The following is a 26698-nucleotide window of genomic DNA, read 5'->3' on the forward strand; positions in this document are numbered from 1 at the left end:
TTTTGTAATTCAGATAAAAAAAACCGAAATCTTTTTAGATTTCGGTTTTTTTTTAAATCATTTTTTTTATAACTCTAAGCTTATGAGTGTGTTTTTGTATATCGGCATTAAAAATACCACTGTGATCTAAAGTGTCAATTCTAACTTTTCCATGTACATGGATAATATTATAGTCATTTAAGACAATACCAACATGAGATATTATTCCTTCTTCATCATCAAAAAAAGCTAAATCTCCAGGTTCACTTTCTTCAATAAAACTTAAAACCTCACCTTGTGTAGCTTGTTGTTTTGCATCTCTAAATAAGGTGTAGCCACAAAGTTTATATACCATTTGTGTAAAACCAGAACAATCAATACCAAAAGGTGTTTTTCCTCCCCATAAAAAAGGAGAATTTAAATAGGTAAAAGCTATTTGTAAAATGTCTGTTTTAGGTTTTTTTTCTGATAAAACATTTCCTTCGTATAAAAACGTTTCCGAGTTTATTTCTAGTTTTTGGTTATTGTAAAGGGGTAAATTAGAACCTAAAGGAATGGTTGTTAATTCATCTTTTGTATTTGTAATAAAATCTAAAATTTCTCCAGAATAAAATTGTTTATGATCAGATATTTGATGATAACATGCTTCCGAAATTTCTACATATTGTTTGTTGTCTATAAAACCTTCGTAGTCATCAAATGTTAATTTTATTTTACTCCAATTTTTTTGCTTTTCAATAATCGTAAAATGTTCGCCAAAAAGCACTTGACTTATCATTTCTGATGTGTCAAACTCTTTTGCTCTTAAAGGAACAATACTTAAATTACAAATACCATAAAGCATAAAACTATATTAAATTTTTAGTTTTAAAATTAGATTCTTTCAATTACAATTGCGCTAGCACCACCACCACCATTACAAATTGCGGCAGCACCAATTTTAGCATTATTTTGTTTTAAAATAGATGTTAAGGTTATTACAATTCTAGCTCCAGAAACTCCTAAAGGATGTCCTAGAGAAACAGCACCACCATTTACATTTACTTTATCATCTGTAATTCCTAAAATTTTCATATTAGCTAAACCAACAATAGAGAAAGCTTCATTTAATTCAAAATAATCTACATCATCTATAGAAATATTTGCTTTAGCAAAAGCTTTAGGTAATGCTTTGGCAGGTGAAGTAGTAAACCATTTTGGTTCTTGAGCAGCATCTGCATAACTTCTTATTTTAGCAATAGGTGTTAAATTTAATTCTTTTGCTTTTTCTGCAGACATTAAAATTAATGCCGCTCCACCATCATTTATTGTAGAAGCATTTGCAGCTGTAACAGTTCCGTCTTTTGTAAAAGCAGCTCTTAATGTTGGAATTTTTTCCATTTTTACATTCTTAAACTCTTCGTCTTCAGAAAAGATAATAGGTTCTCCTCGTCTTTGAGGAATTTCTACAGGTACTATTTCATCATCAAATTTTCCTTCACTCCAAGCTTTAGCAGATCTGTTGTAAGATTGAATAGCAAAATTATCTTGATCTTCTCTAGAAAATTCATATGCAGTAGCACACTCATCTGCACAAACTCCCATTGCTACTTTTTCGTAAGCATCAACCAAACCATCTTTTTGGATACCATCTTCCATAGTAATCGGTCCAAATTTAGAACCTTTTCTTGCGTGTTGATAGTGTGGAATTGAACTCATGTTTTCCATTCCACCAGCAACAACTATACTTGCATCACCTAACGCAATGCTTTGAGCTGCTAACATAATCGATTTCATACCAGAAGCACAAACTTTGTTAACAGTTGTACAAGGAACAGTATCTGGGATACCAGCATATATTGCAGCTTGTCTAGCAGGAGCTTGTCCTAAGCCAGCAGAAACTACATTCCCCATAAAAACTTCTTCGACTAAGTTTGGGGCTAAATTTATTTTTTCTAAAGCGCCTTTAATGGCAGTAGCTCCTAATTTTGGAGCTGGAATTGTAGATAAACTTCCCATAAAACTTCCTATAGGAGTTCTTGCAACCGAAACAATAACAACGTCTTTCATACTATATATTTTTGAGTCTTTTTACTGTATTTTTAGATGGCTAAAATAACCATTTTAAATCAAAATGAAATCTAATTATAATTGTAATTTTTTGGCGTCATAATTTTGCTGTAAGTTTGTGGTAACAAGAGAGAGATAAATGAGTGAATTCGTAAATAAAATATATAGAAATAATACCATCATTTACAAGGTAATTTTATTTTTAATTACTACAGTTGCTATTGTGTATTTGTTTCCCAAAGGAAGTCAGTTTAAATATGACTTTAGCAATGGGCAACCATGGAAATATGATAACTTAATTGCTACTTTCGATTTTTCAATTCAGAAAACTGAAGAAGAAATAAAGATTGAGAAAAAAGAAATTGAAGTAAACGCAAAATTGTATTTTGATTATGATACAGCTATACCTATAGTTGTTAAAAGCAATTTTTTAAATCAAATAAATCTATTACGTCCTAACGACTCTTTATCTGAAAAGAAAATAAATGATTTTAAAAAGATTGGAGAGGATATTATAGATCAGGTTTACAGAGTTGGTTTTTTAGAAGTGATAAGTGAAAGAAGAGTTTCTAGAAATGATGAAATAGTTGCTTTAAAAAAAGATAATGAAGTACAAGATATACTTTTTAGAAATATTTTAAAAACTCAAGATGTTTTAGCTATAATTAGAAATAATTTAGGATCAGAACCTTTTTCATACGGACAGAAAGTGGTTTTAGATATTTTAACAGGAATTATAAAACCGAATGTTTCTTATAATGATAAGTTTACAAATAAAGTTATTGATAATGAAATAAATAATATTTCTTATACCAAAGGAAAAGTAGCTTCGGGAGAATTAATTATTTTAAAAGGAGACATTGTTGAAGGGAAAAAGTTAGCAATTTTAAATTCTTTAAAAAGTGAATCTGAATCTAAAACCTGGACAGACTCTAATTATAATTGGATTGTATTTGGATATACAATACTAGTTTCATTAGCTTTATTGATGTTGCTCTTATTTTTAAAGAAATATAGAATAGAAATTTATAAGAATAACAACAAGGTTACATTTATCTTTTTTAATGTTTTTATAATGATTTTTATTCAGACATTAGTTATAAAATATAATTCAGATTATTTATATGTTGTTCCTTTAAGTGTATTGCCAATTATTTTAAAAGCTTTTTTTGACGCCCGTTTAGGATTGTTTACACATGTTTTAACAGTATTGCTTTTAGGTTATATTGTACCAAATAGTTTTGAGTTTATTTATTTACATATTATTGCGGGAATTGTTACAATTTTAACTGTTTCAGAACTCTATAAAAGAGCAAACTTATTTATTTCAGTAGCGCAAATCACTCTAATTTATATGATAACATATTTTGCGTTTTCTATTATTAGAGAAGGAAACGCATCACAAATAAACTGGACATACTTTATGCTTTTTTCGGCTAATGGTTTATTATCATTTTTATCTATAATTATCATTTATATGTATGAAAAGATATTTGGTTTGGTTTCTGATGTGACTCTTTTAGAACTTTCAAACACAAATACGAAACTTTTAAGAGAGTTAAATGAAAAAGCACCAGGAACATTTCAACATTCTATGCAAGTGGCTAATTTAGCAGAAGCTGCAGCTAATGAAATAGGAGCAAATTCGATGTTGGTAAGAACAGGAGCTTTATATCATGATATTGGTAAAATGTTAAATCCAATGTACTTTACAGAAAATCAATCTACTGGAGTAAACCCTCATAACGATTTATCTCCAAGCGATAGTGCTACTATTATTACTAACCATGTGATAAAAGGGGTAGAGTTGGCTAAAAAATATAAATTACCCGATAGAATTATCGATTTTATAAGAACCCATCACGGAACAAGTACTACCTATTACTTTTATAAAAAAGAGCAAGAATTAAATCCAGATGCAGAAGTAGATATTAAGAAATTTCAATACCAAGGACCTATTCCATTTTCAAAAGAAACAGCAATTTTAATGATGGCAGATTCAGCAGAAGCAGCCTCAAAAAGTTTGAAAAGGCCTACTGCACAATCTATCAGTGATTTAATAGACAAAATCATAGAAAAACAAAAAGGAGAAAACCAATTTTTGAACTCTGATATTACTTTTAGAGAGATCGAAATCATAAAAAAAGTAATAAAGAAAAAGCTTATGAATATCTATCATTTACGCATAGAATATCCAGAGTAAAAAAAAATAGAAAAAAATTAAAAAAGAACTTGGTAAATTGTAATTGTAATATTACATTTGCACTCGCATTTTTAAACAAGTGTGATTAAGTTCTAAATAAAGGAGAGGTGCCAGAGTGGTAATGGAGCAGATTGCTAATCTGTCGACGGGTGACTGTCGCCAGGGTTCGAGTCCCTGTCTCTCCGCAAATTTTTTATTTAATTCGGGGTGTAGCGTAGCCCGGTCATCGCGCCTCGTTTGGGACGAGGAGGTCGCAGGTTCGAATCCTGCCACCCCGACACAGTTGGTCGTAACAACTTAAAAATTACGGGCTCTTAGCTCAGCTGGATAGAGCACCTCCCTTCTAAGGAGGCGGTCGAAGGTTCGAATCCTTCAGGGCTCACTTAAAGCTTCACAGAAATGTGAGGCTTTTTTGTTGTTTATAGGTTTTTTAAGGGAGAGAGACGGATTCTACTTTTTTCTAAATAATCACACCAATCAATTTATTAATGATATTCTACTTTTTAGGCACACTTTTAGGCATACTATTTTACTTAGGTACAACATAAGTTAAAAAGAACATTAGAGTATGAGGGATTCTAAATTATCTATTTTTAAGAATTATTTTTCTGTTAAGTACACCCTCGCTGTTTTTGATTTGAGCAATATATACTCCTACTTTAAGGTTATTGTGTTTAATTGTGTTATTTCCATTTCCTATGAAAGAAGTTTTAAAAACTTGTTTTCCCGTTATATCAAATAATGTAATGTGTGTTAAAACACTATTGATGCCTGTAATTTTTAGGGTTTCAGTATCTTTTGGATATATATTTACATTTGCTAAAAGGTTGTTGTTTAGAGAAAGTACACTTGTAGTTGTATGTAAGTAAAACCTACCTATCCCAATCATATCCTCTGAAAGCCTTGTAGAGAAGATGGATTCTTGATCTAATAAAGTGTAAGTGTTATTTAACCTATCTTCTAAATAAATTTGATGTGTTTCAGGAAGGTTTAATGTTTCTGAAGAAATACTAATTTCAGTATCTTTTATAGCATTAATACCAATGGGAATAACTTCGTCAAATTGGTTATTTGGTAATGATTGTATTCCTAATTTTTGACCTTCACTATTTTCAATAAGTTGAGAGTATATGACAAAACCATTACTAACACCATTAAAGATTGTGGCATCTAATCCATTATCCCATCCTAAAGTAGCTCCGTTCATGTAAATAATATCAGTACTACTATTTGAGGTCTGATTGCTTAATTTTAATTTGATGTGAGAGAAGTTGTCAAAATTATTATTTGTTCTACTAAAAACATCGTTAGTTTGATGATTTTGTAATGATTCAGGAAAAACAAAGTTTCCTCCAGTTGCATTTGATTTTACAAAAAAACCTTGACCAGGTGGAAGGTATCTTATTTCATCTATAATAGCAGTTGCTTGATTTACTTGTTTGTATTGTTCCTCTGCTTGATTCCAAAACCAAATTGTTTGTTCTGCTAAGACTCCTGAATTAGCACTTAAAATGTTATTTAAAGCAGATGGTGATGTATGATTTACCGTAAGATAAGATGGGTAAGGATTACCGATAAGATTAAAACTGTTACCTACTAATCCTCCATCAGAAATTAAGATGCTTTTATCTCCCATAGGCATAGTTCCGGAATAAGAAATATTTCCGGAGGTAGCTAGTTTTACAGAACGACCATCACCACTTGATAAGGTGCCTGTTGTACCAGATGTAGCATATGTCCATTCAGAAGATGTATTTATATAATCACCAATACCTATATTATCATTTATACCAGTTGCAAAATTATTTACACTAATTATATCTTGAAATGTTTCATTAGTAACAGTTGATGAAACTAAATACCAATTAGTTGTTGCTAAATAACGTTGATACATCAAGTCAAAACTTGTTGAGTTTTTTGCAATCAAAGAAGATTCTGAGCTTAGTATGATTGTTCCTGAATTGGTAATATTATTTCCAACAGTAAGTGATGCGTTAGATTCTAATGTTAGATTTTCCACAATTATATTTCCAGATGCATTTACAGTTTGACCAGCTTTTATAATTACATTAGTATTATTAGGAACCTCGCCAAAACTCCAGTTAGAAGGTGTGTCCCAATTGTTATCAGTGATTCCTAAAAAAGTATTTGTTCCTGTTACAAAATGAGTGCCAATTCCTGAAAAAGTATCCGTTGAAAGAATGTTCCATTCTGATACAGTATAGATTGTATTTGGATTGGTTACCGAAGATTTTCTTTGTAAAGTTTTATTTATAGCAAAATTAGCACTTCCTTCATCAAAAACTCCAATGATGTCTATTAAGACATCATTTTTAAACAAACCTATGACATCATTTCCATTGAATGTTACTTGTGTACCTCCGGTTATTATATCTGCCATATCTGTTATTGCTGTATCAGCAGAACTGTTTGCAACAACAAAGACATCTCCATTGATTAAAGTTCCTGTTAAAGTTAAACCACTAGACCATGCTCCATCGCCATCTGTTTGTTTCTTTATAGAATATAAGTTTAAGTTAACTAAACTTCCAGTATAATTTGCAATTTCCAAGGCTTTATTATGAGAGGTTCCTTCTATATATTCAGAGATAAAAAGATCTGTTGAAGTTGCGTCTCCATCTGCACTAGTATGAACTATAAATGATGAGCTAGAATCTGAAGTGTTTAAATTTGAATCATAGGCTTGTACTTTTACATTGTATGAACCAGAAGAAGTTAGACCAGTAGCATTATAACTATTTGTAGTTGTAGTTCCTACAATAACGTCATTTATAATAACATTATATCCTGTTACTAATGTGTTGTCTGTTGAAGCGGTCCATGAAACAGTAAATGAACTCCCTGTTATATTTGATGAACTTAAAGTATTTGGAATACTAGGGGCTTCACTATCAAAACCTGCCACAAAGAAATCTTGAGCTTGAGCACCTCCCCATATTTGGGTAGCAAAAGCAGGATTATCTATAAATGGGTTTCTATTTCCTTGTGCATATGTTCCTGCACTATTATGATATGTATTTCGTTGTTTTTCGATATCAGATACCGGATCATCAACATTCCATTGTAAAAATAAGTCAATCATATCATCAGGTGTTGATGCATTACTACCTATTCCAAGATGATTAGGTAAACATTGACTTCCATATCTTAAATACATATACATTGCAATTCTTGCAACATCTCCTTTCCATTCATCTCCTGGATACCATCCATTAGTTACCGATCCAGAATTTCCTGTCCCGGTTGCAAATAATTTGTTTCCTCTTGACGAGTTTGTATGTGAATCTGCTGGTCTTAAATTATGTGCATCGGAATAAGATCCGCTTGTCCCAGAATTATCAAGATCAGGATCGGCAAGTGAATTTGCAAATACGTGTTCTCTGTTCCAAAGTCCCTCGCAATCTCCTTGACCACAAGTATCGTTTATACCTCTTTCTCTATCATTATCTGGGTCCATGTCAGAGCCATTTTCATAACCATACATAAGAAGTAGTTCAGTGTTGTTACTGGGGTTTAAATCTGTAATTTTTATTGCTTCCCAAATATTAGAATAGCTAAGAGTATTTGTATGTGTATTTGTAATTTTAACAGCTAATTCGTTTTTTAAAGAAATACCTGTCAAATTAAGATTTACATCATTGTAATAACTAGGAATTTGAGTGAACGCTGTAAATGTAAACAACAGAAAAAGGAGGGAGGAAAATTTCTTCATTCTAATTTTTTATATAATTAAGAGGTCTTAAATATAGCTTTTTTTTTAGATTAATGTTTTTGGTTGGTTTAAACAAAATAATTTTTCTAGTATTTATTTTACGAATAAATCTTTTTCTTAGACTTTATTTTGTAATTTGGTCAATTAAATCCCCCGTTTAATTATGTTTTCTTACAAAAATAAAACTCTAGGTCCTTTTAAAACAGGAAGTATTTTTGCTATTATTTTTAGTACTTTCTTTATTCTTTTATGGATTGTTAGGTTTTTTCAAATAGATTTTTTGTCAACTTTTTTGCCGGAAACCATTAGAGAGATGTTCGATGATTCTCCTAAATGGGTTATCTATGGTTATTTGTTAATTGCTTTAACAAACTTAGTTGCAGCTATTTTACTTTTTAGGAGAAAGATTGTTTCTGTAGTTGTTTCTAGATATGCCGCTGTAGGAATGTTAATGGTAATCATTTATCATTTTTTTATTACAGAATATATCGGACTTTATGAAGCTTTAGAGATGTTTGCTACACTAATGTTTTATCTTTTTTTAGCTTGGTTTTCAAAATATTCGAGAGAAAAAGGATTCTTATCTAAAATTTCTAGAGAGACAACTACAATTTCATTAAAGATTCAAGAAGGTTGCGATCATGAATGTGCATATTGTCAAGTTCCAATATTAAAAGGGAATTCTCGAAGTGATACTTTAAATAATATTTTATCAAATGCTAAAAATATGGCAGATGAGGGAATTAAAGATATTGTTTTAATTGGTGATAATGTTGGAGATTTTGGAACAGGAGAAAAGGGAAATTTAAATCACCCTCACAGTTTTTTTGATTTACTGAAAGCATTAGATAAAATTGGTGATATTCATCGCTTTTCTTTTTTATCTATTACAACACCAATGTTTAGTGATAGTACGTTAAATTTTATAAAAAATTCTAACAGGTTTGCTCCATATTTTAGTATAAAGATGGATAGTGGAAGTGATGCAGTATTAAAAATGATGAATCGCCCTTTTCCTCTTAAACCTTATAAGGACTTATTTTTAAATATTAATAAAATAATGCCTAATGCTTATATAACTGTTGAAATTATTGTTGGTTTTCCTGGAGAATCGGATAAACTTTTTGCTGCAACTGTTGATTTTTTATCAAAAGCAAATATTTCTTATATCGTTCCTACTGTATATTCAGAGAAAATTAAAACAAAAGCATTTGGTATAAAAGATGGGACTGTCTCTAAGAGTATTCGTAAGAAAAGACAAAAAGAACTTGTAGAACTATCTAAAAAGAAACTTCATGCTTTTTATGAAAACCAATTAGGTGAAGAAAAAACAGTCTTATTTGAAAATAAAAGAAGAGGAGATTATATTTATGGTTTTACTTATAATCATATAAAAATTAAAACTGCTTGGAATCCAGAACTAGGTAATACAATTCAAAAAATTAAATTAACAGGTATAAATGGAAGTTTTATGTTGTTTGATTTTGTTAAAGATGAAGATTCTAAAGATCATGACAATTATGTTAAAATTTAATGATGATATAAAGTACAATTACTTCAGGTTTAAAAATGAGAGACTATAATTAATTCCAAAATTAATAAAAGCACTATTTAAATTTTCTCCCTTTGCTTTTACATATCCACCAGCTGTTCTTATGCTTAATTGTTTATTCAATTTATAGTTAAAGCCTAAACTTGGTTTAAAAATTAAGCCTTGTCCTGTACTTATATTTCCTCCACCTGCAGCTCCTCCAATAATTTGGGCAAAAAACCGAGTAGAAGTATTAAAATAATATTTTGTTTTTACACCTAAACCTACTAAACCTTCTGCATATGCACCTGCATTTCCAAAATTAGCAAAAGACGTTTGTCCTACGGCAAATATGTTTTTATTTAAATCTACATTTATTTGTAGAGATATTTGATGTAAATTTTCTGTAGGATTTAAATCTCTTTTTGCATTAAAATATAAATCTTGTTTTACAATAAACTCAAAACCTTTAATCTTGCCTTTAGTGTGATTTTCGTATTCAGAAATTGTCCCATTTCTATCTATATAATATTTTATTCCAGCACCCAATGAAGAGGTATAGAAATAGGAATCTGGACTCATTACAAAACCTTTATTTATAGAAAGATAAATATTATTAAATAGTTTTTGTTCTATAGAGATATCTGGGTAAATTAAAAAACCACCTTTTGTATCCACACCACCGCCTCCGCCAGCTCCAATACCAAATTTAGCTAAAAGGTTTGTTCTGTTTTTATTCATGGATAAGTGATATCCACCTCCTAAAAACACATCCATATATCCGGCATCAATTCCGCTAAAAGCACCATCTAACTTTAAGAAAGCAAACCAATTTTTATTGATGTAATTTGCAAGTTCAAATCCAGCTAAACGAATTGTTTCCCCATTATATTTCTTACCATTTGTATCTTTAGATTTTCCTTTTATTTTTAAGTTATTTACATGTAGCATTAAAGAGGTTCTTTTAGAATTTACATTCCAATTTGTTTTCTTTAACGAGTTTATATCTAGTTCTGTTTCTGATGAAGAATAATCGGCATAATTAAAGTCTAGAGGAATCTCTAAACCAACATTTAATTGATGTCCTTTAATATTTCCTTTGTCAAAAAAGTTTACATAACTCCACCCAGAATTTATTGAAAAATTTTCAAACTGATATCCTAAATTTACATGGGGTAAGATAAATGCACCACCACCATCAGGAGCACTTGCACCACCACCACCACCAAAATGGAATCCAGTATCTATGTAGAATTGCTTGTTTAAATATTTTTTTATTCCCGCATTGATTCCCAAGGTAAAGAATCCTCCTTTATTACCACTAACGGCTCCATAAATTCCAAGACCTGTGTAAGCCCATTCATTAATATAAAGATTATAATGAATTCCTGTTAACCCCATATTTGGATCATCCAAACCTAAAGGGTTTAATGGTAGGTCTATAGAGAGGTAATCGATTTTAGCAAATGTTTTTTGAGTTCTCCTTTCTGGAACAATCTCTGATTGAGAAAACAATAACTGACTGAATAATAAGGTTGAAAATAAAACAATATACTTTTTCATTTTTATCTTTTTTTAATGGTAATAATAACAGTTTTAGAAGCTGGTGTATTACTAATATCTGCTTTACTCTTAAGAGGAACTAAAACATTTGTTTCTGGAAAATAAGTAGCTGTACATTGATTAGGTATTTTATAAGGAACAGCTAAAAAACCTTTAGCTTCTCTTATTTCTCCTTTAAAATGACTGGTTAAATCTACCAAATCTAATTTTTGAATGCCTAAATTATACATGTCATCAGCATTCATAAAAATAATTCTTCTTTCATTTAAAACCCCACGATATCTATCGTTTAAACCATAAATGGTTGTATTGTATTGGTCATGAGTTCTAATAGTCATCATCATAAACTGATTATCTTCTAACTTAATTTCTGAAGGTTTATTTAGAGTGAAATTAGCTTTACCGGTTGATGTAGGTTGAAAATTATTTTCACGAGCATTGTTTGGTAAATAAAATCCACCTTTAACTCTTACTCGTTCATTAAAATTTTCAAATCCTGGAATAGTTGCTTCAATCTTATCACGAATAAAATCGTAATTAGAAACTAATTTGGACCATTTTGTGGTAGCATTATTTAATGTTGCATTTGCTAAACCAGCTACAATTGCTGGTTCACTTAATAATTTATTAGAACAAGGCTCTAAATGTCCATGTGATTGATGTACAACTCCCATAGAATTTTCTACAGTAATAAACTGTTCTCCAGAACTTTGTAAATCTTTTTCAGAACGGCCTAAACATGGCAAAATCAATGCTTTTTTACCTGTAATTAAATGGCTTCTATTTAATTTTGTTGATACTTGAACGGTTAAATTACAGTTTCGTAAAGCATCTGCAGTAAATTCGGTGTCTGGTGTAGCAGAAATAAAATTACCTCCCATTCCAAAAAAAACTTTTGCCTTTTTTTGGTGCATTGCTTCAATTGCCTCAACTACATCAAAACCATGTTTTCTGGGGGCTTTAAAATTGAACTCATTTTCTAAACTGTCTAAAAAAGAGGTTGGTGGTTTTTCCCAAATACCCATAGTTCTATCACCTTGAACATTAGAATGTCCACGAACCGGACAAGTTCCTGCACCTTTTTTTCCAATACTTCCTTTTAAAAGAAGAATGTTTACAATTTCTCGGATATTATCAACAGCATTTTTATGTTGTGTTAAACCCATTGCCCAACAAATGATAATTTTTTCATTATTGATGATGAGTTTTGCGGCTTCTTTTATTTGATCTAATGAAAGACCTGTTTGAGGAATTAAATCATCTATAGAATAATTCTCTAAGTCTATTAATAAATCCTCAATACCTGCGGTTTTTTCTTTGATAAACTGATGATTAAAAACAGAACCAGGTTTTAGATCTTCCTGTTCTTTCATCAATTTTAAGATGATTTTTAATAAGGCAACATCTCCATTAATTTTAACTTGTAAAAAGACATCTGTTAAATCCTGTCCTTTTCCAATCCATTTTAAAGGATTTTGTGGGTCTTTATAATTGATCAAACCTACTTCTGGTAAAGGATTTATTGTTACGATTTTTCCTCCATGTGTTTTTGTTTCATTTAGTGCAGTTAACATTCTTGGATGATTGGTTCCTGGGTTTTGACCAATAACAATTACTAAATCCGCATGGTTAAAATCCTCTAAAGTAACAGAGCCTTTACCAATTCCTAATGTCTCTGAAAGTGCAACACCACTAGATTCATGACACATATTTGAACAATCTGGTAAATTATTGGTGCCAAACTGACGCACAAATAATTGATATAAAAATGCAGCTTCATTGCTTGTTCTTCCAGATGTATAAAAAATAGCTTCGTCTGGAGAATTTAAAGAGTTTAATTCTTTACCAATCATTTTAAAAGCAGCCTCCCAAGAAATTTCTTCATAATTATCTTTTCCTTCTGGTAAATACATGGGATGTGTAATTCTACCACTTTTTCCTATTTCATAATCTGATAATTTAGATATTTCTTCTATAGTATGAGTAGCAAAAAATAAAGGGGAAACCTTATTTTTAGTAGCTTCTTCAGCTATAGCTTTTGCGCCATTTTCACAATATTCAGCTAAAAAAGCACGTTTAGCATCTGGATCTGGCCATGCGCAACCCGGGCAATCAAAGCCGTTTTTTTGATTTATATTTTTTAATAAAGTAATCCCTTTTATAATTCCAACTTCATCTTTTATATGTGATAAAGCCGATTTAATTGCTTTAATTCCAACAGCCGATTTAGGGACTTCTTTTAATTGAATTCCTGTTAGTTTTTCTGGTGGTTGAGCGTGATGTTTTTTAGACATTTTCTAAGTTTTTTATAAAAGTAGGGTTTGAGTAAATTGTCATTTTGTGTTCTCTAGTAAAACCAATTAAGCAAATTCCGAATTCTTTTGCAAAATCTACAGCTAAAGATGAACAAGCAGATACAGCCACAATTATTGGAATTTTAGCAATAAATGCTTTGGTTACAATTTCATAAGAAACGCGCCCGCTAACTAATAAAAAATTAGCTTCTTTTAAGGTTCTTTTTATCAATAAATCACCTACAGCTTTGTCCACAGCATTGTGTCTTCCAATATCTTCTTTTATAGTTAAAAGCTTTTGTTTTATATCAAAGATTGCGGCAGCATGACTTCCTCCTGAAACTTTAAAAGTTTCTTGAAAAGAATTCATTTTAGCAAACATTTTGTGTATAACCTCAGATGAAAAAATAGGAATTTTAATTAATTTTGCTCCTTCCACTTTTAGGTCTTTTAATTCTTGTTTCCCACAGATTCCACAAGATGAAACAGATAATAATGTTCTTTTATTTAAATAGCCTTTACCTAAATTTACTTTAGGTATGCTAACGTTTATAATTAATGGAATTCCATTTTCTTTTTCAATTATTTCTGTATCAAAATTCAGAAAATTTTTATAAATATCTTCTGCAAAAAGCAACCCTCTTAAGAGTTCAATATCATTATCTGGAGTTCTCATAACTACAGTATATGCTTTGTTATTGATGTTGATTTGCAAAGGAGCTTCTACCACCAAAGCATCATTAATAGATGTTTGTTTTTTAGGTGTGATTTTTATTCCTTGATAAGATAAAGTTTGCATAAACTAAGAAAGTTAAGCTTTCTATACAAACTTAATGAAAAAGTAGTTGGGTATAAAAACAAAAGCTTAGAAAGTTTTTTTGAACTAAATTTTTGTTCCTAAAATAACAATTAACTGATTGTTATTGTTAGTTGTAAAAAATAAAAATGAATTTCCTCCCTCTTTTATCTTTGTTTCTTTTCGTATTTGTGCTACTGTTTTAGGAAAGTTTCTTGTAGTTATGTTTGCTTTTTTTTCGGGTAAAAGGTTGATTATTTTTTTCTTATCATAAGAAATTACTCTTTCAATTTTAAACTTTCTACCAGGGAAATCAATATTGTTTTTAGAAGTATATAAATGTGAATGTTGATGTAATTTAAAAACGTTTAATTGTTTTGATATTTGATGAAATCCCCCTGATTTTAGAATAGCCGAATTTGGTTCATATAAATAAGAAAGAGGCTCTGAATAATTAGAGTAAACTTTATCATTAATATTAAAATTAAAGTTTTGAGAACCTTTTTTTTGAATATTAACCGTTTTTATTTGAACCTCTTTCTTAAATTCTTTCTCTAACAGAAATAAAACTTCTTTGACTTCATTTTGAATGGCAATAATGTAAATTTCTTTTACAAACTTTAATTCATTTATAGCACTTGTAATATCAAGTATTGGTGAGTTTTTAATTAGAATTTGATTGGATTTGCTAAATAAAAAATCAATATTTTCTGGTACATTTGGCAAACAATCTTTTAGTAAAAAAACTTTTCCTTTTATATCATTTCTTCTTGAAGGATCTATATAAATACAATCAAAAATTTCTTTTGATTTTTTTAAATACTCAATTCCATCACCAGAAAAAGTACTGATATTTTTAATTTTTAATTGTTGGTAATTATGTTTTACGATATCCGATAAATCCTCATTGATTTCTGAATGAATAACTTTTTTAAACTGTTTTGAAAAATAAAAACAATCTACTCCAAAACCTCCAGTAATATCTATGATTGAATCTCCTGAAATTAGTTTGCTTTTATAGCTTGCCGTAATTTCTGATGAGGTTTGTTCAATACTAATTTTTGGTGGGTAATAAATGTTTTTTGCAGCAAACCAAGAAGGTAATTTGCTTTCTGATTTTTGTTTTGCTATAATTTGATTTGCAAGTTCTTGGATTGTAATTTCTTTAAAAGGACTTCCTTTTAAAATCAATTTTGTAATGTCAGATTTTAAATTTTCAGTAATAAATTGCTGAATTTTAGTATTTAATATTTTATAATTCAACAAGAATTAAATGTTTTTAGTTAAAGATTTTACAATCTTATTTTCTGATAAAAATTCTTTTAGAATTACTTTTAAAACGGTATAAGTAGGTACCGCAATAATCATTCCTACAGCTCCCATTAATAATCCGCCAATGATAATAATCAAGAAAATTTCTAACGGATGAGATTTTGTGGTTTTTGAGAAAATATAAGGTTGACTAAAGAAGTTATCAACCAATTGTGCAATTACAAAACCAATCATTACATAAATTGTTGTTGGTAAAATTTCTGTTTGAAAGTCTTGTCCTAAATTACTTGTCATAGACAAAATAAGCATTAGAACCCCACTTATTAAAGGACCAACATAAGGAATGATGTTTAAAAGAGCACATAAAAAAGCAATTACAACAGCGTTAGAAATTTCAAAAATTAGTAAAACAATTGTATAAATTATAAATAAAATAAGTATTTGTAAAACTAATCCTATAAAGTATCTAGATAACAAATCGTTAATTTTTTCAATAGAATTGTATAGTCTTTTTTCAGTTCCTTTAGGAGTTAAAGTTATGAGTCCTCTTTTAAAAAGTTGACTGTCTTTCATAAAGAAAAAAGTAATAAAAAGCACAGAAAAAAGTCCGACACTAAATGTACCAAATGCACCCGCAATAGAATTTAAAATATTCGGAATTATTTGAAAATTAGAAAAGATATCTGCATTTTTTAATTCACTTAATAAATTAATTCCTTTGCTTTTAAAATAAGTATCTATTTGGCTTATAATATCTTGAATGTCTGCTTGAAATTTATCGGATTGTAATAGAGATAAACTTTCTCCTTGTTCTACAACTAAAGGAATAAACATGCCAATAATACCTAAAAGCAAAGCAATAAATAACACCATGGTAGTAATTACAGAAAGGGTTTCAGGGAATTTTAACTTTCTTTTTAAAAATAGAATTAATGGTCTGGCTATTAAAGCAATAACAGAGGCAATAATAATGTAAATTAATACGGTTTCTATTTTGTGTAAAAAGTATAAAAAAAGCGTTATTCCTATTAAAATAGCAATAGCTCGTAAAATTCCGTTTGCAATTATTTTTGAGTTCATTAATTATATGCTTTTACAGTTCCCATACTTAGGTTTCGTCCCCCAGATAAAATATGATTTGTTGGTAATAAAGTTCCACTTTCTGTGATGATCCAATTTTCCCAAGTAGCAGGAACTCCATTCATTTTTTTACTTGGAACAAACATTTTATAACTCTTTGGAATAAAAGTTGAATCTAATAACCAAAGATAAGAATCTCCAGGAGTTGTTCCTCCTGTTGTATATTTTATTAATAAAGCATCTTTTCCGTCTAGTTTTTGAAGACTTCTAATGGTACCCTTGTCAAATAATTTATGTGGAGCAACTAACCAAAAAGAATCATTATTAAAAATATCCCAAGCTGTTTTTACTATTTTAGGGTTTGCATTTTTTTGTAACTTATCATTGTAGTAAACAGTGCTTTTTTCTAGTTGATTAGGGTAAAGATTTACTCGAATTGTGTCCCAAGAAACATCTACGATGTGTTTTTCTTTGTCCCATTTAAAATGTCTACGTCCTCCAAAACTCCATTCTATAAAGCGTGTTTTTTTATAAGCATCGTGATTAATTGCTTTTAAAATATTATGAGCAAGAATATCTGCTTTGGTGTTTTCTGATTTTACATCACCCATGGTTAACTCCATTCCCAATAATGAAAGCTTGTGTTTTGTAGGTAATTGTATTCCTGTTTTGGTTCTTTTCCAATCAGACCAAGTGGCAGAAATTCCGCCAATAGGAATTATTGAGGTCCACATTTTGAAAGAAACAGGAAAATAGTTTTCGTCTAAAATCCAAAGATATGAATCTCCAGGTGTTGATCCACCAGAAGTGTAAGTAATTAGTAAAGCATCTTTTTCATTATATTTTACAAGACGTCTTTCTGTTCCTGGATCAAAAACTTTGTAAGGAGCTACTAACCAAAAAGAATCGTTATTAAAAAAGTCTTGTGCTTGTTGAATTATTTTTGGATCTGGATCTTTAACTTCAATACCTTTAAACTCTACAAGACTGCTTTGTGGATTGTCTAAAAATAAACGAACTGTATTTTCATTCCATTTTACAATAACAGTATTTGTTCTTTTAATCCATTTATAATGATGTTCATTTCTAAAGTTCCATTCTAGTATTTCAGTGTTTTTATAAGCATCAATATTTAATGCACCTAACATTTTAGTTGCTACCGCATCTGCTTCTTTACCTTGTTTTCCTTCTGGTAATGGTTCGTTGTTTACAAAATAATAAACACCTACAAATAGCAAGAAAAGGAGTAACAGAACACCTAATATTTTAAAAAACTTTTTCATAAAAAAATGATAAATTAAGTAGCTAATTTATCATTTTTTAATCATTCATTATTTGTTTTGATCATAATAATCTAAAATGTGTTTTGGAATATCCATTTTAGATGGTATTCCTTTGTCGGAAATTGGAAATTCAGCTACTTGTTTTATAGGAACAACACCCGCCCAAATAGGTAATTTATAGTCTTCGGGTTCGTCAATTACACCAACATCTCTAATTTTTGCAGAAGCTTTTTCTATTGTAAATTCAAGAACTAAAGTTCTGTCCAATTCTTTTTGATACATAGGGCGCAAAGAATCCCATTGATTGGGCATCATTTGATTTACAATACTGCCTAATATTTTAGTTTTTTCTATATCATTTTCAATTTTTTTTAAACTTCCAAAAAGTGTGGCAGATCTATAATTTACGGAATGATGTAATCCAGAACGAGCCAATACTAAGCCATCTAAATGTGTTATGGTAATAGATGTTTTTTTACTTTCTAAAATAGATAACAACATTCTATTTGCAGTAGAGCCATGAATATAAACTTTATCATTTTTGTTGGCATATGCCATTGGAATTGTAATGGGATTTCCTTCATAAATATAACCTACATAACATAAAAAACCAGCATCTAAAATTGAGTTTATTTTTTCTACATCATAAGTAGCTCTATTGTGTCCACGTTTTACTCTATTTATTTTTGATTTAGCGTATTCATTCATAAATATCTTTCTTTAATAATTTCTATATGCCAAATACTATGACCTAAAAGAATAAAAGCACAAGCTCTTGCAGATATAGTTGTATCGCTTGCTGTTCCTAAATTCATTAAATTTTCATTAGAAATACTGTTTATTAAGTTGATGGAATATAGACGTGTACTTGTAAATTCATGTATCAACTCTTCTAATGATTTATTATTTGCACCAGAAGGTTTTATATAAATATCTTGATCAAAACCAGTTAATGCAGTTTTATCTTTTCTTACAATCCGTAGAAAACGATACATAAAAATACGTTCCGTATCAATAATGTGTTGCAACAATTCTTTAATAGTCCATTTTTGTGGTTGATATCTGTAGCTAAGTTTTTCTTCTGGAATTGAAGAAAAGAAATCAACAACCCTTTTTTTATCCTCTTCAAAACCCTTTTTTAAAGTTGTATCATCAGGAATTGTATTGATATACCTTGCGTAATATTCGTTGTATTCTGTAGGATTTAAATCTTTTTTTGTCATTATAAGATACTTTTGTTTTAAGAGGATAGTATTGAAGTTAAAATTCTGGAAATATTTTCGTAAATTTTTTAGGCAATTCTTTTGTAATTGTAATTTTTTCTGTTGTGTGAGGATGAATAAATTCTAGGGAAGAAGCATGTAAATACAGACCTTTTCCATTTAAAATTAAATTTTCTTTGTAATATTCTTTGTCACCTAAAATAGGGTTTCCAATTGCTAATAAGTGTTTTCTTAATTGGTGTTTTCTACCTGTTTTTGGTTTTAATTGAATGAGGTTTAAATAACCAAAACGTTTTGATATGACAGACTTAAGGACTTCGTATTCTGTTTGTGCGTTTTTATCATCAATAGTGAAATTAATAAAACCAAAAGAATTCATTTCGCAAATTGTAATTGCGTGATAAGTTTTTTGTATTTCTTTTTTTTCAAACAATTTATTTAAAGAAATAATAGTAGAATTGGTTTTTCCTACTAATAACAATCCACTTGTAGGATAGTCTAATCGATGAATTGGTCTTGGGCGAACGGCATCTGTTTGTGTACTTTTTTGTAAGTTTTGTGGCAATGCATTATCAATTGTAGCAAAAGAATTTCCGCTTACTAATATTCCTGATGGCTTATAAATAATTGCTAAAAAGTCATCTTCAAATAAAATTTCTAACTCTAATTTAAATCTTTTAAAAGGAACACTTTCTTTAGGTTGAAATAATTCAATTGTTTCTCTTCCGTTTATAAATTGAGCTGTAGAAGTGGTTTTACCATCTACTAAAATCAGTTCTTTTTTTATTGCTTTTTTTATCCCAGATTTTGTTGGAAGTATTTTAAAAATTCCAACAGCATACTCTTGTAAGCGAATTGATTTTTCTAATTTAGGTACAATATGAGTTTCTATTAACTGCATTATTTAGCAAAAATCTGACTCATATCTTTAAAGGTTTTAAATTCTAGGGCATTGTTTTCGGGATCTTTAAAAAACATGGTTGCTTGTTCTCCAACCTTTCCTTTAAATCGAATGCAGGGTTCAATTTCAAATTTTGTGTGTAGGGCTTTTAATCGATCAGCCAAAGAATGCCAATCTTCCCAGGTTAAAATTACTCCAAAATGCGGAACAGGAACATCATGACCATCTACAGGGTTTGTGATTGATGTTGTAGGCTGAAAATCTTTTTTTTGATGAATTACCAATTGGTGTCCAAAGAAATTAAAATCTACCCATTGTTCTGTACTTCTGCCTTCTATACAGTTTAAAATATCTCTGTAAAAAGTTCTACATTTTTCTAAATTTTGTACCGGAATTGCTAAGTGGAAAGGTTGTATCATTTTTTAAAATTTTAAAAATAAATTGTAGAGTTTCTAATATTATTTATTTTATAAGCAATTTATTAAAATCCGATAGCTTTGTCATCTCCTCTAGGATCTGCACCACCTTCTAATTTTCCGTTTGATAAAACTAAAATACCTTCAACTTTACCAATAACAGGGGCGTCTTTTTCATTAATATTATAACCTTTCTTTTTTAACTCATCCGTTATTTTTTTATCAAACTTGTTAGGTTCCATCATAATAACATCAGGTAACCATTGGTGATGAAAACGTGGTTGATTAACAGCTTCTTGCATTCCAAAACCAAATTCGTGTACGTTTAAGATAGTTTGTAAAACGGAAGTAATAATTGTAGATCCCCCAGGTGTTCCAACAACCATCCAAAGTTTCCCATTTTTTTCTACAATAGTAGGTGTCATAGAGCTTAACATTCTTTTTTCTGGAGTAATTTCATTTGCTTTTGCGCCAATTAAACCAAACATATTTGGTACTCCAGGTTTGCTAGAGAAATCGTCCATTTCATTGTTTAAAAAGAAACCTAAATCTGCACAGTATAATTTAGAACCATATGCACCATTTAATGTTGTCGTAACAGAAACAGCATTTCCAAATTGATCTACAATAGAGTAATGTGTTGTTTCGTTGCTTTCTACCATTTCTATAGTACCGTGAGCAACATCAGAAGATTTTGTAGCCTTGTCAAATGAAAAGTTGTCCATTCTTCCGTTAGTATATTCTTTAGAGATTAACGTTTTTAAAGGAATTTTTACAAAATCAGGGTCTCCTAAAAAGAAACTTCTATCTGCATAAGCACGTCTTTCTGCTTCTGTAATTATTTGAATAGTTTTGGTAGTGTTGTGCCCAAATTTATCGATATCATATGGTTCAATTCCATTCATAATTTGCGCCAAACAAATTCCTCCACTTGAAGGAGGAGACATTGAAATGACATTCAAGTCATCATATGTAAACGTAATAGGAGTTCTCCATTTTGCTTCATATTTAGCTAAATCTTCTAAGGTCATAATTCCTCCATTAGCTTGCATAAATTTCACTAAACGTTCTGCTGTTTCTCCTTTGTAAAATTCATCTCTACCATTTTTAGAAATTCTTTCTAATGTTTCTGCCAAAGCAGGATATTTAATAACATCATTTTCTTTCCAAACACTGTCTAAAAGAATTAAAGATTGATTTGCCTTTTTAAAATAAGGTTGGTATTTTTTTATTCTTGCTTCTTGTTTTTTAGTAACAACTACACCGCGTTTTGCTAGTTCAATAACAGGTTGTAGTATTTCTTGAATAGGAAGTGTTCCATATTTTTTATGAGCTTCAAAAACTCCTGCAATTGTTCCAGGAATCCCTACAGCCATAGCCCCTAATGTGCTTTTTCCTTTAATGACATTACCCTCATTGTCTAAATACATATCTTTAGATGAAGCCAAAGGAGCTTTTTCTCTGTAATCTAAAGCGCCAATTTCACCATTATTTTTACGATACACCATAAAACCACCTCCTCCAATATTTCCTGCATATGGATAGGCTACGGCTAAAGCTAATTCTGTTGCAACCATTGCATCAAATGCATTTCCCCCTTTTTTAAGAATTTCTACTCCAATTTTAGAAGCTTCTTCTCTGGCAGAAACTACCATTGCTTTTTGAGTTACTAATCCTGTAATTTTCTGTTTTTTTTCTGGTGTTTTGCAATTGAATAATAATGCTGAAACTGCAATTAGTAAAAAAGTTTTTTTCATGATTATAAATTTGATTGGCTAATTTCTAATATTTTTTGGTTGGAAAAGTTACGTAAATCTTCAAAGAAAATTGTAAAATCTTCTTCAAATTCGTTCTTTAAGTTTTTTAAATCCTCTATGGCTAAATTCATTTGAGACTTTCCTTTTGTTCTTTGGTTCATGCCTTTTAAGACTTTTTCAATTCCATCTTCAAATTGATAATTGAAAAGGATATTGTATTCAATCATATATTTGATAAATTTTTGAGACTTTAAAGGGAGTTCTGGGGCTTTTTCTTTAAATAATTTGTAGATAGATTTAGTATAAATGTCTAAAGGAATTTCGGAATACTTACTCCAATTTTTAGCTAAATAGTAGTCGTAAAATATGTCTATGATTACACCATCATAATGTCTGTATCTTTCATGTAATCGTCGTTTACTTTTTCTAACAATTTCATGGGCATCTGTAAAAGTATCTATTTCTCTGTGTAAGAAGATTCCTTGCTGTATTTCTTTAGAAAAACCTTTATAGTTATTGCCTCTAATATGATCTGCAATAAAATTACCAATCATAATATTGGTGTTGTTTTGTGATAAATATAAATGAGCAAGGAAATTCATTTGATAAATGTAAACAAAAAACCACAATTTTTAATTGTGGTTTTAAAGCTTTTATGAGATTTATACTTTACTGAATTTAAGTTCAGTGTATGTGTTATAATTATTTTTAACTATTTAACATTACAGGCATTACTAACATAGTAACTTGTTCACCTTCGTCAGTACCATCAATAGGAGTTAAAATTCCTGCTCTGTTTGGTAAAGACATTTCTATTAAAACTTCGTTAGAATTTAAGTTGTTTAACATTTCACTTAAAAAACGAGAATTAAAGCCTATTTGCATATCATCACCCTGATAATCGCAACTTAAACGTTCATCTGCTTTGTTAGCAAAATCTAAATCTTCTGCAGAAATATTTAGTTCTGTACCCGCCATTTTTAAACGAATTTGATGCGTTGTCTTACTAGAGAAAATAGAAACACGTCTAACAGAATTTAAGAAAGAAGCTCTATCAACAGTTAATTTATTTGGATTTTCTTTTGGGATTACAGCTTCGTAATTAGGATATTTTCCATCAATTAAACGACAAACTAAAACTATATTGTCAAATGTAAACTTTGCATTTGCATCATTATATTCAATGGTTACTTCACTATCAGAACCCCCTAAAATTCCTTTTAATAAATTTAAAGGTTTCTTAGGCATAATGAATTCTGCTGTTTGGTCTGCAGTAACATCAGTTCTAGAATATTTTACCAATTTATGAGCATCAGTTGCTACAAAAGTTAAGCTTTGAGAGCTAAATTGAAAGAAAACCCCACTCATTACAGGTCGTAAATCGTCGTTTCCGGCAGCAAATATTGTTTTAGAGATCGCCGTTCCTAAAACACTTGCAGGAACTATTGTTTTGCTTGGTGAAGGTAAAGAAACTGCTTTTGGAAATTCTTCTCCTCCAAAATAAGCCATATCATACTTTCCTTGATCAGAACTAATTTCAATAGTGTTATCTCCTTCCGTTTTAAAGGTTAAAGGTTGATCTGGAAAAGTTTTTAAAGTATCTAGTAATAAACGTGCAGAAACAGCAATAGAACCAGAACTGTCACTTTCTACATCTACTACAGAACTCATTGTTGTTTCTAAATCTGAAGCAGAAACTTTTAGCTGATTTTCTGATAATTCAAACAAAAAATTGTCTAAAATTGGTAAGGTATTGTTGCTATTTATAACGCCGCCTAAAACTTGTAATTGCTTTAATAATTGCGAACTTGATACAATAAATTTCATGTAATTTGTTTTCTTAATTTGATTTACAAATATATTCTAAAAATGTGACTTTGAAAATTATTTTATTAACAGCTTATAACTGTTTTTGTTAACGAATTTAGAAACGTTATAATTATGTTAACAAACTTTAATTTTCCTTATAAAAAACTACATTTGTTTTTAACGATAAAGTATCATTTTTAGTACTACTGTATATTAAAAAAAAAGTGAGAGATTTTATTGAAAACTCGATTTTATCAACCTATATAAGCATTGATTAATTTTAAAATATGAAGAAATTTTCACTTTCTATAGTAATGTTTTTATTGATTTCAATTTCAATATTTGCTCAGAAACCTCAAAAATTAACCTCAAATCAGATTTATGAGAAAATTCAAAAATTAAATTTTTTAGGATCTGTTTTATATATTGCTGCACATCCAGATGATGAGAACACACGTTTAATTGCTTATTTATCAAACCAGATACATGCTAGAACTGGTTATTTATCACTGACAAGAGGTGATGGTGGTCAGAATTTAATTGGCCCAGAAATTAGAGAACTACTAGGTGTTATTAGAACACAAGAACTATTAGCTGCAAGAAGAGTGGATGGAGGCGAACAAATGTTTACAAGAGCCAATGATTTTGGTTATTCTAAACATCCCAATGAAACTTTAAAAATTTGGAATAAAAATGAGGTTTTAAGTGATGTTGTTTGGGCTATTAGAACGTTTAAACCTGATGTAATTATTAACAGATTTGATTCTAGAACGCCAGGTACTACACATGGTCATCATACAAGTTCTGCAATATTAAGTGTAGAAGCTTTTGATTTATCTGCAAAAAAAAAATGAATTTTCAAGGCAACTTAGCCAAACCGATTTATGGCAAGCCAAAAGATTGTTTTTGAATACATCTTCATGGTTTTATAAAAATGAATCTGATTTTAATAATGCTACAAAAGGTAAGTTAACCTCGCTTGATGTAGGAAGATACTATCCCTTAAAAGGTTTGTCTAATAATGAATTGGCTTCGGTTGCTAGTAGTCAACACTTAAGTCAGGGTTTTGGAAGGTTAACCACAAGAGGAAATCAAACAGAATATTTAGAGTTTTTAAAAGGAGATAAACCAAAAGATAAAAAAGATCTTTTTTCGGGGATAAATACTACTTGGAACCGTCTTAAAAATGGAGGTGAAATTGGTGATATTTTATATGAAATTGAAAACCATTTTGATTTTGTAAATCCGTCTAAACATTTACCAAAACTAATGGAGGCTTATCAATTAATTCAAAAATTAGAGGATTCTCATTGGAGAAAAATTAAAGAAAAAGAAATTAAAACCGTTATTGAAGCTTGTGCTGGATTGTATTTAGAAGCTTCAGCAATTAGTTCGTCAGGAACACCTAATTCTACTATTAAGGTAAATTTTGAGGTATTAAATAGGAGTGATGTTCCTGTAAAAATAGCCTTGATTATAGAGCCAAATACGGCTAAAATAATAGCTTCAGATGTAGCTTTAGTTAGAAATAAGAAATTTAATTATACATCTAATATTATTATTGGGAAATATGATTATACAAGTCCTTATTGGTTAAAAAATAATTGGAGTTTAGGAATGTATGATGTCAAAAATCAGTTAGATATTGGAAAACCAAGAAATCAAAAAACAGTTAAGATTCAATATGATTTATTAATTAATGGCTTGCCAATTTCATTTACCAAAAATGTGGTGAGAAGATATGCAGAAAGAGATAAAGGAGAAATTTATGAGCCTTTTGAAATCTTACCTTTAATTACTACTAAACTTAAAGATAAAGTAATTATTTTTTCGGACAATGTTGTAAAAAAAGTTTTGGTTGAAGTTAGAGCAGGAGCTAACAATGTTCAAGGAAAAGTAAGTTTAAAAGCACCAACGAATTGGGAGGTTTCTCCTAAAGAAATTTCTTTTGATATTTTTCAAAAGAATGATAAACAAACGGTAGCGTTTTTTGTAACTCCTCCTAGAAATTCAGCGGAAGGAAAATTAGAAGTTATGGCAACTTCTAATGGTAAAACCTATACTAAAGAGTTAATGGAAATCAATTATAAGCACATTCCTAAGCAATCTGTTTTATTAAATTCTGAAGCAAAAATTGTTCGGTTGGACATTAAAAAAGCAGGAGATTATATTGGTTACATAAAAGGTGCTGGAGATTTGGTTCCGGAAAGTTTAAAACAGATTGGTTATAAAGTTGAGTTGATTAATCCATTAGAAATTAATGCCAAAAATTTGCTTAAATTCGATGCAATTGTAGTTGGAATTAGAGCTTATAATGTGGTAAAAGAATTAAAGTTTAAACAAAAATACTTACTAGAATTTGTTGCAAAAGGAGGGAACATGATTGTGCAATACAACACCAATAGAAATGTGGACGTGGCTGCACCTTATAATTTAAACTTATCAAGAGATAGAGTTACAGATGAGTTTGCAGAGGTACAAATTTTAGATAAAGAAAACTCGCTGTTAAATTTTCCGAACAAAATAAACAATGAAGATTTTAATGGTTGGGTGCAAGAAAGAGGTTTGTATTTTCCTAACTCTTGGGATGCTGCTTTTACCTCCGTTTTATCTATGCACGATAAGGGAGAAGAAGCTAAAAAAGGAAGTTTGCTAATAGCAAAATACGGAAAAGGAAATTACATATATACAGGCTTAAGTTTCTTTAGAGAATTGCCTGCGGGAGTTTCTGGAGCTTATAAATTATTTGCAAATATGCTATCTGTTGGAAAAGAAGTTTCAAAATAGGATAAAAGTTAGCAAACAAGTT

At 29.8% G+C, this 26698-nt stretch carries 18 protein-coding genes, 3 tRNA genes and 1 pseudogene; 6 read left to right on the plus strand and 16 right to left on the minus strand.

From position 1 onward, the window contains the following. Positions 1-52 precede the first annotated feature (52 nt). Together MC378_RS10530 and MC378_RS10535 are read right to left on the minus strand one after the other, a co-directional pair. Positions 53-823, minus strand: coding sequence for a C40 family peptidase (locus MC378_RS10530; RefSeq protein WP_242178731.1), 771 nt, complete (start codon positions 821-823; stop codon positions 53-55). 29 nt (positions 824-852) lie between these two features. Then, positions 853-2028 carry an acetyl-CoA C-acyltransferase gene (locus MC378_RS10535; RefSeq protein ID WP_242178732.1) on the minus strand — a complete coding sequence of 392 codons (1176 nt, stop codon included), beginning with the start codon at positions 2026-2028 and terminating at the stop codon, positions 853-855. 139 nt (positions 2029-2167) lie between these two features. Here MC378_RS10535 and MC378_RS10540 point away from each other — a divergent pair, with 139 nt between their 5' ends. From MC378_RS10540 to MC378_RS10555, 4 genes are all read left to right on the plus strand, one after another. Then, complete coding sequence (locus tag MC378_RS10540; RefSeq protein WP_242178733.1) at positions 2168-4231, plus strand: HD family phosphohydrolase; 2064 nt, start codon at positions 2168-2170, stop codon at positions 4229-4231. Positions 4232-4332: 101 nt separating this feature from the next. Beyond that, positions 4333-4416, plus strand: a tRNA-Ser gene (locus tag MC378_RS10545). 18 nt (positions 4417-4434) lie between these two features. After that, positions 4435-4509, plus strand: a tRNA-Pro gene (locus tag MC378_RS10550). 30 nt (positions 4510-4539) lie between these two features. Beyond that, positions 4540-4613: transfer RNA gene (locus tag MC378_RS10555), tRNA-Arg, on the plus strand. 201 nt (positions 4614-4814) lie between these two features. On the opposite strand, the gene MC378_RS10560 is transcribed toward MC378_RS10555, so the two are convergent. Then, on the minus strand, positions 4815-7964 hold the full coding sequence (locus MC378_RS10560; protein WP_242178734.1) for an endonuclease: 3150 nt from the start codon (positions 7962-7964) through the stop codon (positions 4815-4817). 163 nt (positions 7965-8127) lie between these two features. Here MC378_RS10560 and MC378_RS10565 point away from each other — a divergent pair, with 163 nt between their 5' ends. Continuing rightward, complete coding sequence (locus MC378_RS10565; protein WP_242178735.1) at positions 8128-9498, plus strand: radical SAM protein; 1371 nt, start codon at positions 8128-8130, stop codon at positions 9496-9498. Between the two features lie 18 nt (positions 9499-9516). Here the strand turns inward: MC378_RS10565 and MC378_RS10570 are convergent, their stop codons facing one another. The 13 genes from MC378_RS10570 to dnaN all read right to left on the minus strand — a co-directional run bounded on the left by MC378_RS10570 (position 9517) and on the right by dnaN (position 23907). Further along, complete coding sequence (locus MC378_RS10570; protein WP_242178736.1) at positions 9517-11058, minus strand: hypothetical protein; 1542 nt, start codon at positions 11056-11058, stop codon at positions 9517-9519. Between the two features lie 2 nt (positions 11059-11060). Further along, complete coding sequence (locus MC378_RS10575; protein ID WP_242178737.1) at positions 11061-13352, minus strand: FdhF/YdeP family oxidoreductase; 2292 nt, start codon at positions 13350-13352, stop codon at positions 11061-11063. Further along, complete coding sequence (fdhD, locus tag MC378_RS10580) at positions 13345-14151, minus strand: formate dehydrogenase accessory sulfurtransferase FdhD (protein ID WP_242178738.1); 807 nt, start codon at positions 14149-14151, stop codon at positions 13345-13347. Before fdhD ends, MC378_RS10575 begins: the two co-directional genes overlap by 8 nt. 84 nt (positions 14152-14235) lie before the next feature. Further along, the gene (locus tag MC378_RS10585; RefSeq protein WP_242178739.1) at positions 14236-15411 is read right to left on the minus strand and encodes a class I SAM-dependent methyltransferase; all 1176 of its coding nucleotides are present in this window, start codon (positions 15409-15411) and stop codon (positions 14236-14238) included. Positions 15412-15417: 6 nt separating this feature from the next. Further along, complete coding sequence (locus MC378_RS10590; RefSeq protein WP_242178740.1) at positions 15418-16500, minus strand: AI-2E family transporter; 1083 nt, start codon at positions 16498-16500, stop codon at positions 15418-15420. Further along, on the minus strand, positions 16500-17783 hold the full coding sequence (locus MC378_RS10595; protein ID WP_242178741.1) for a hypothetical protein: 1284 nt from the start codon (positions 17781-17783) through the stop codon (positions 16500-16502). Before MC378_RS10595 ends, MC378_RS10590 begins: the two co-directional genes overlap by 1 nt. A 48-nt stretch (positions 17784-17831) precedes the next feature. Then, complete coding sequence (locus MC378_RS10600) at positions 17832-18491, minus strand: pyridoxamine 5'-phosphate oxidase family protein (RefSeq protein ID WP_242178742.1); 660 nt, start codon at positions 18489-18491, stop codon at positions 17832-17834. After that, positions 18488-19006 (minus strand): DinB family protein, encoded by a 519-nt coding sequence (locus MC378_RS10605; protein WP_242178743.1) that lies wholly within the window; start codon positions 19004-19006, stop codon positions 18488-18490. The genes MC378_RS10600 and MC378_RS10605 overlap by 4 nt, the downstream gene beginning before the upstream one ends. A 37-nt stretch (positions 19007-19043) precedes the next feature. Beyond that, on the minus strand, positions 19044-19907 hold the full coding sequence (locus MC378_RS10610; RefSeq protein ID WP_242178744.1) for an RluA family pseudouridine synthase: 864 nt from the start codon (positions 19905-19907) through the stop codon (positions 19044-19046). Further along, positions 19907-20326: a VOC family protein gene (locus MC378_RS10615; protein ID WP_242178745.1), complete on the minus strand. Its 420-nt coding sequence runs from the start codon at positions 20324-20326 to the stop codon at positions 19907-19909. The genes MC378_RS10610 and MC378_RS10615 overlap by 1 nt, the downstream gene beginning before the upstream one ends. Before the next feature lie 62 nt (positions 20327-20388). Continuing rightward, complete coding sequence (gene ggt, locus MC378_RS10620) at positions 20389-22080, minus strand: gamma-glutamyltransferase (protein WP_242178746.1); 1692 nt, start codon at positions 22078-22080, stop codon at positions 20389-20391. A 2-nt stretch (positions 22081-22082) separates the two neighbouring features. Continuing rightward, positions 22083-22682 carry an acyl carrier protein phosphodiesterase gene (locus MC378_RS10625; protein ID WP_242178747.1) on the minus strand — a complete coding sequence of 200 codons (600 nt, stop codon included), beginning with the start codon at positions 22680-22682 and terminating at the stop codon, positions 22083-22085. A gap of 106 nt (positions 22683-22788) precedes the next feature. Then, positions 22789-23907 carry a DNA polymerase III subunit beta gene (gene dnaN, locus MC378_RS10630; RefSeq protein WP_242178748.1) on the minus strand — a complete coding sequence of 373 codons (1119 nt, stop codon included), beginning with the start codon at positions 23905-23907 and terminating at the stop codon, positions 22789-22791. 269 nt (positions 23908-24176) lie between these two features. On the opposite strand from dnaN, the pseudogene MC378_RS10635 reads away from it, so the two are divergent. Then, a pseudogene (locus tag MC378_RS10635) lies at positions 24177-26676 on the plus strand (PIG-L family deacetylase). The last annotated feature ends 22 nt before the right edge of the window (positions 26677-26698 follow it).

Origin of the sequence: Polaribacter marinus (assembly GCF_022662535.1) — a bacterium.
Lineage (GTDB): Bacteria > Bacteroidota > Bacteroidia > Flavobacteriales > Flavobacteriaceae > Polaribacter > Polaribacter marinus.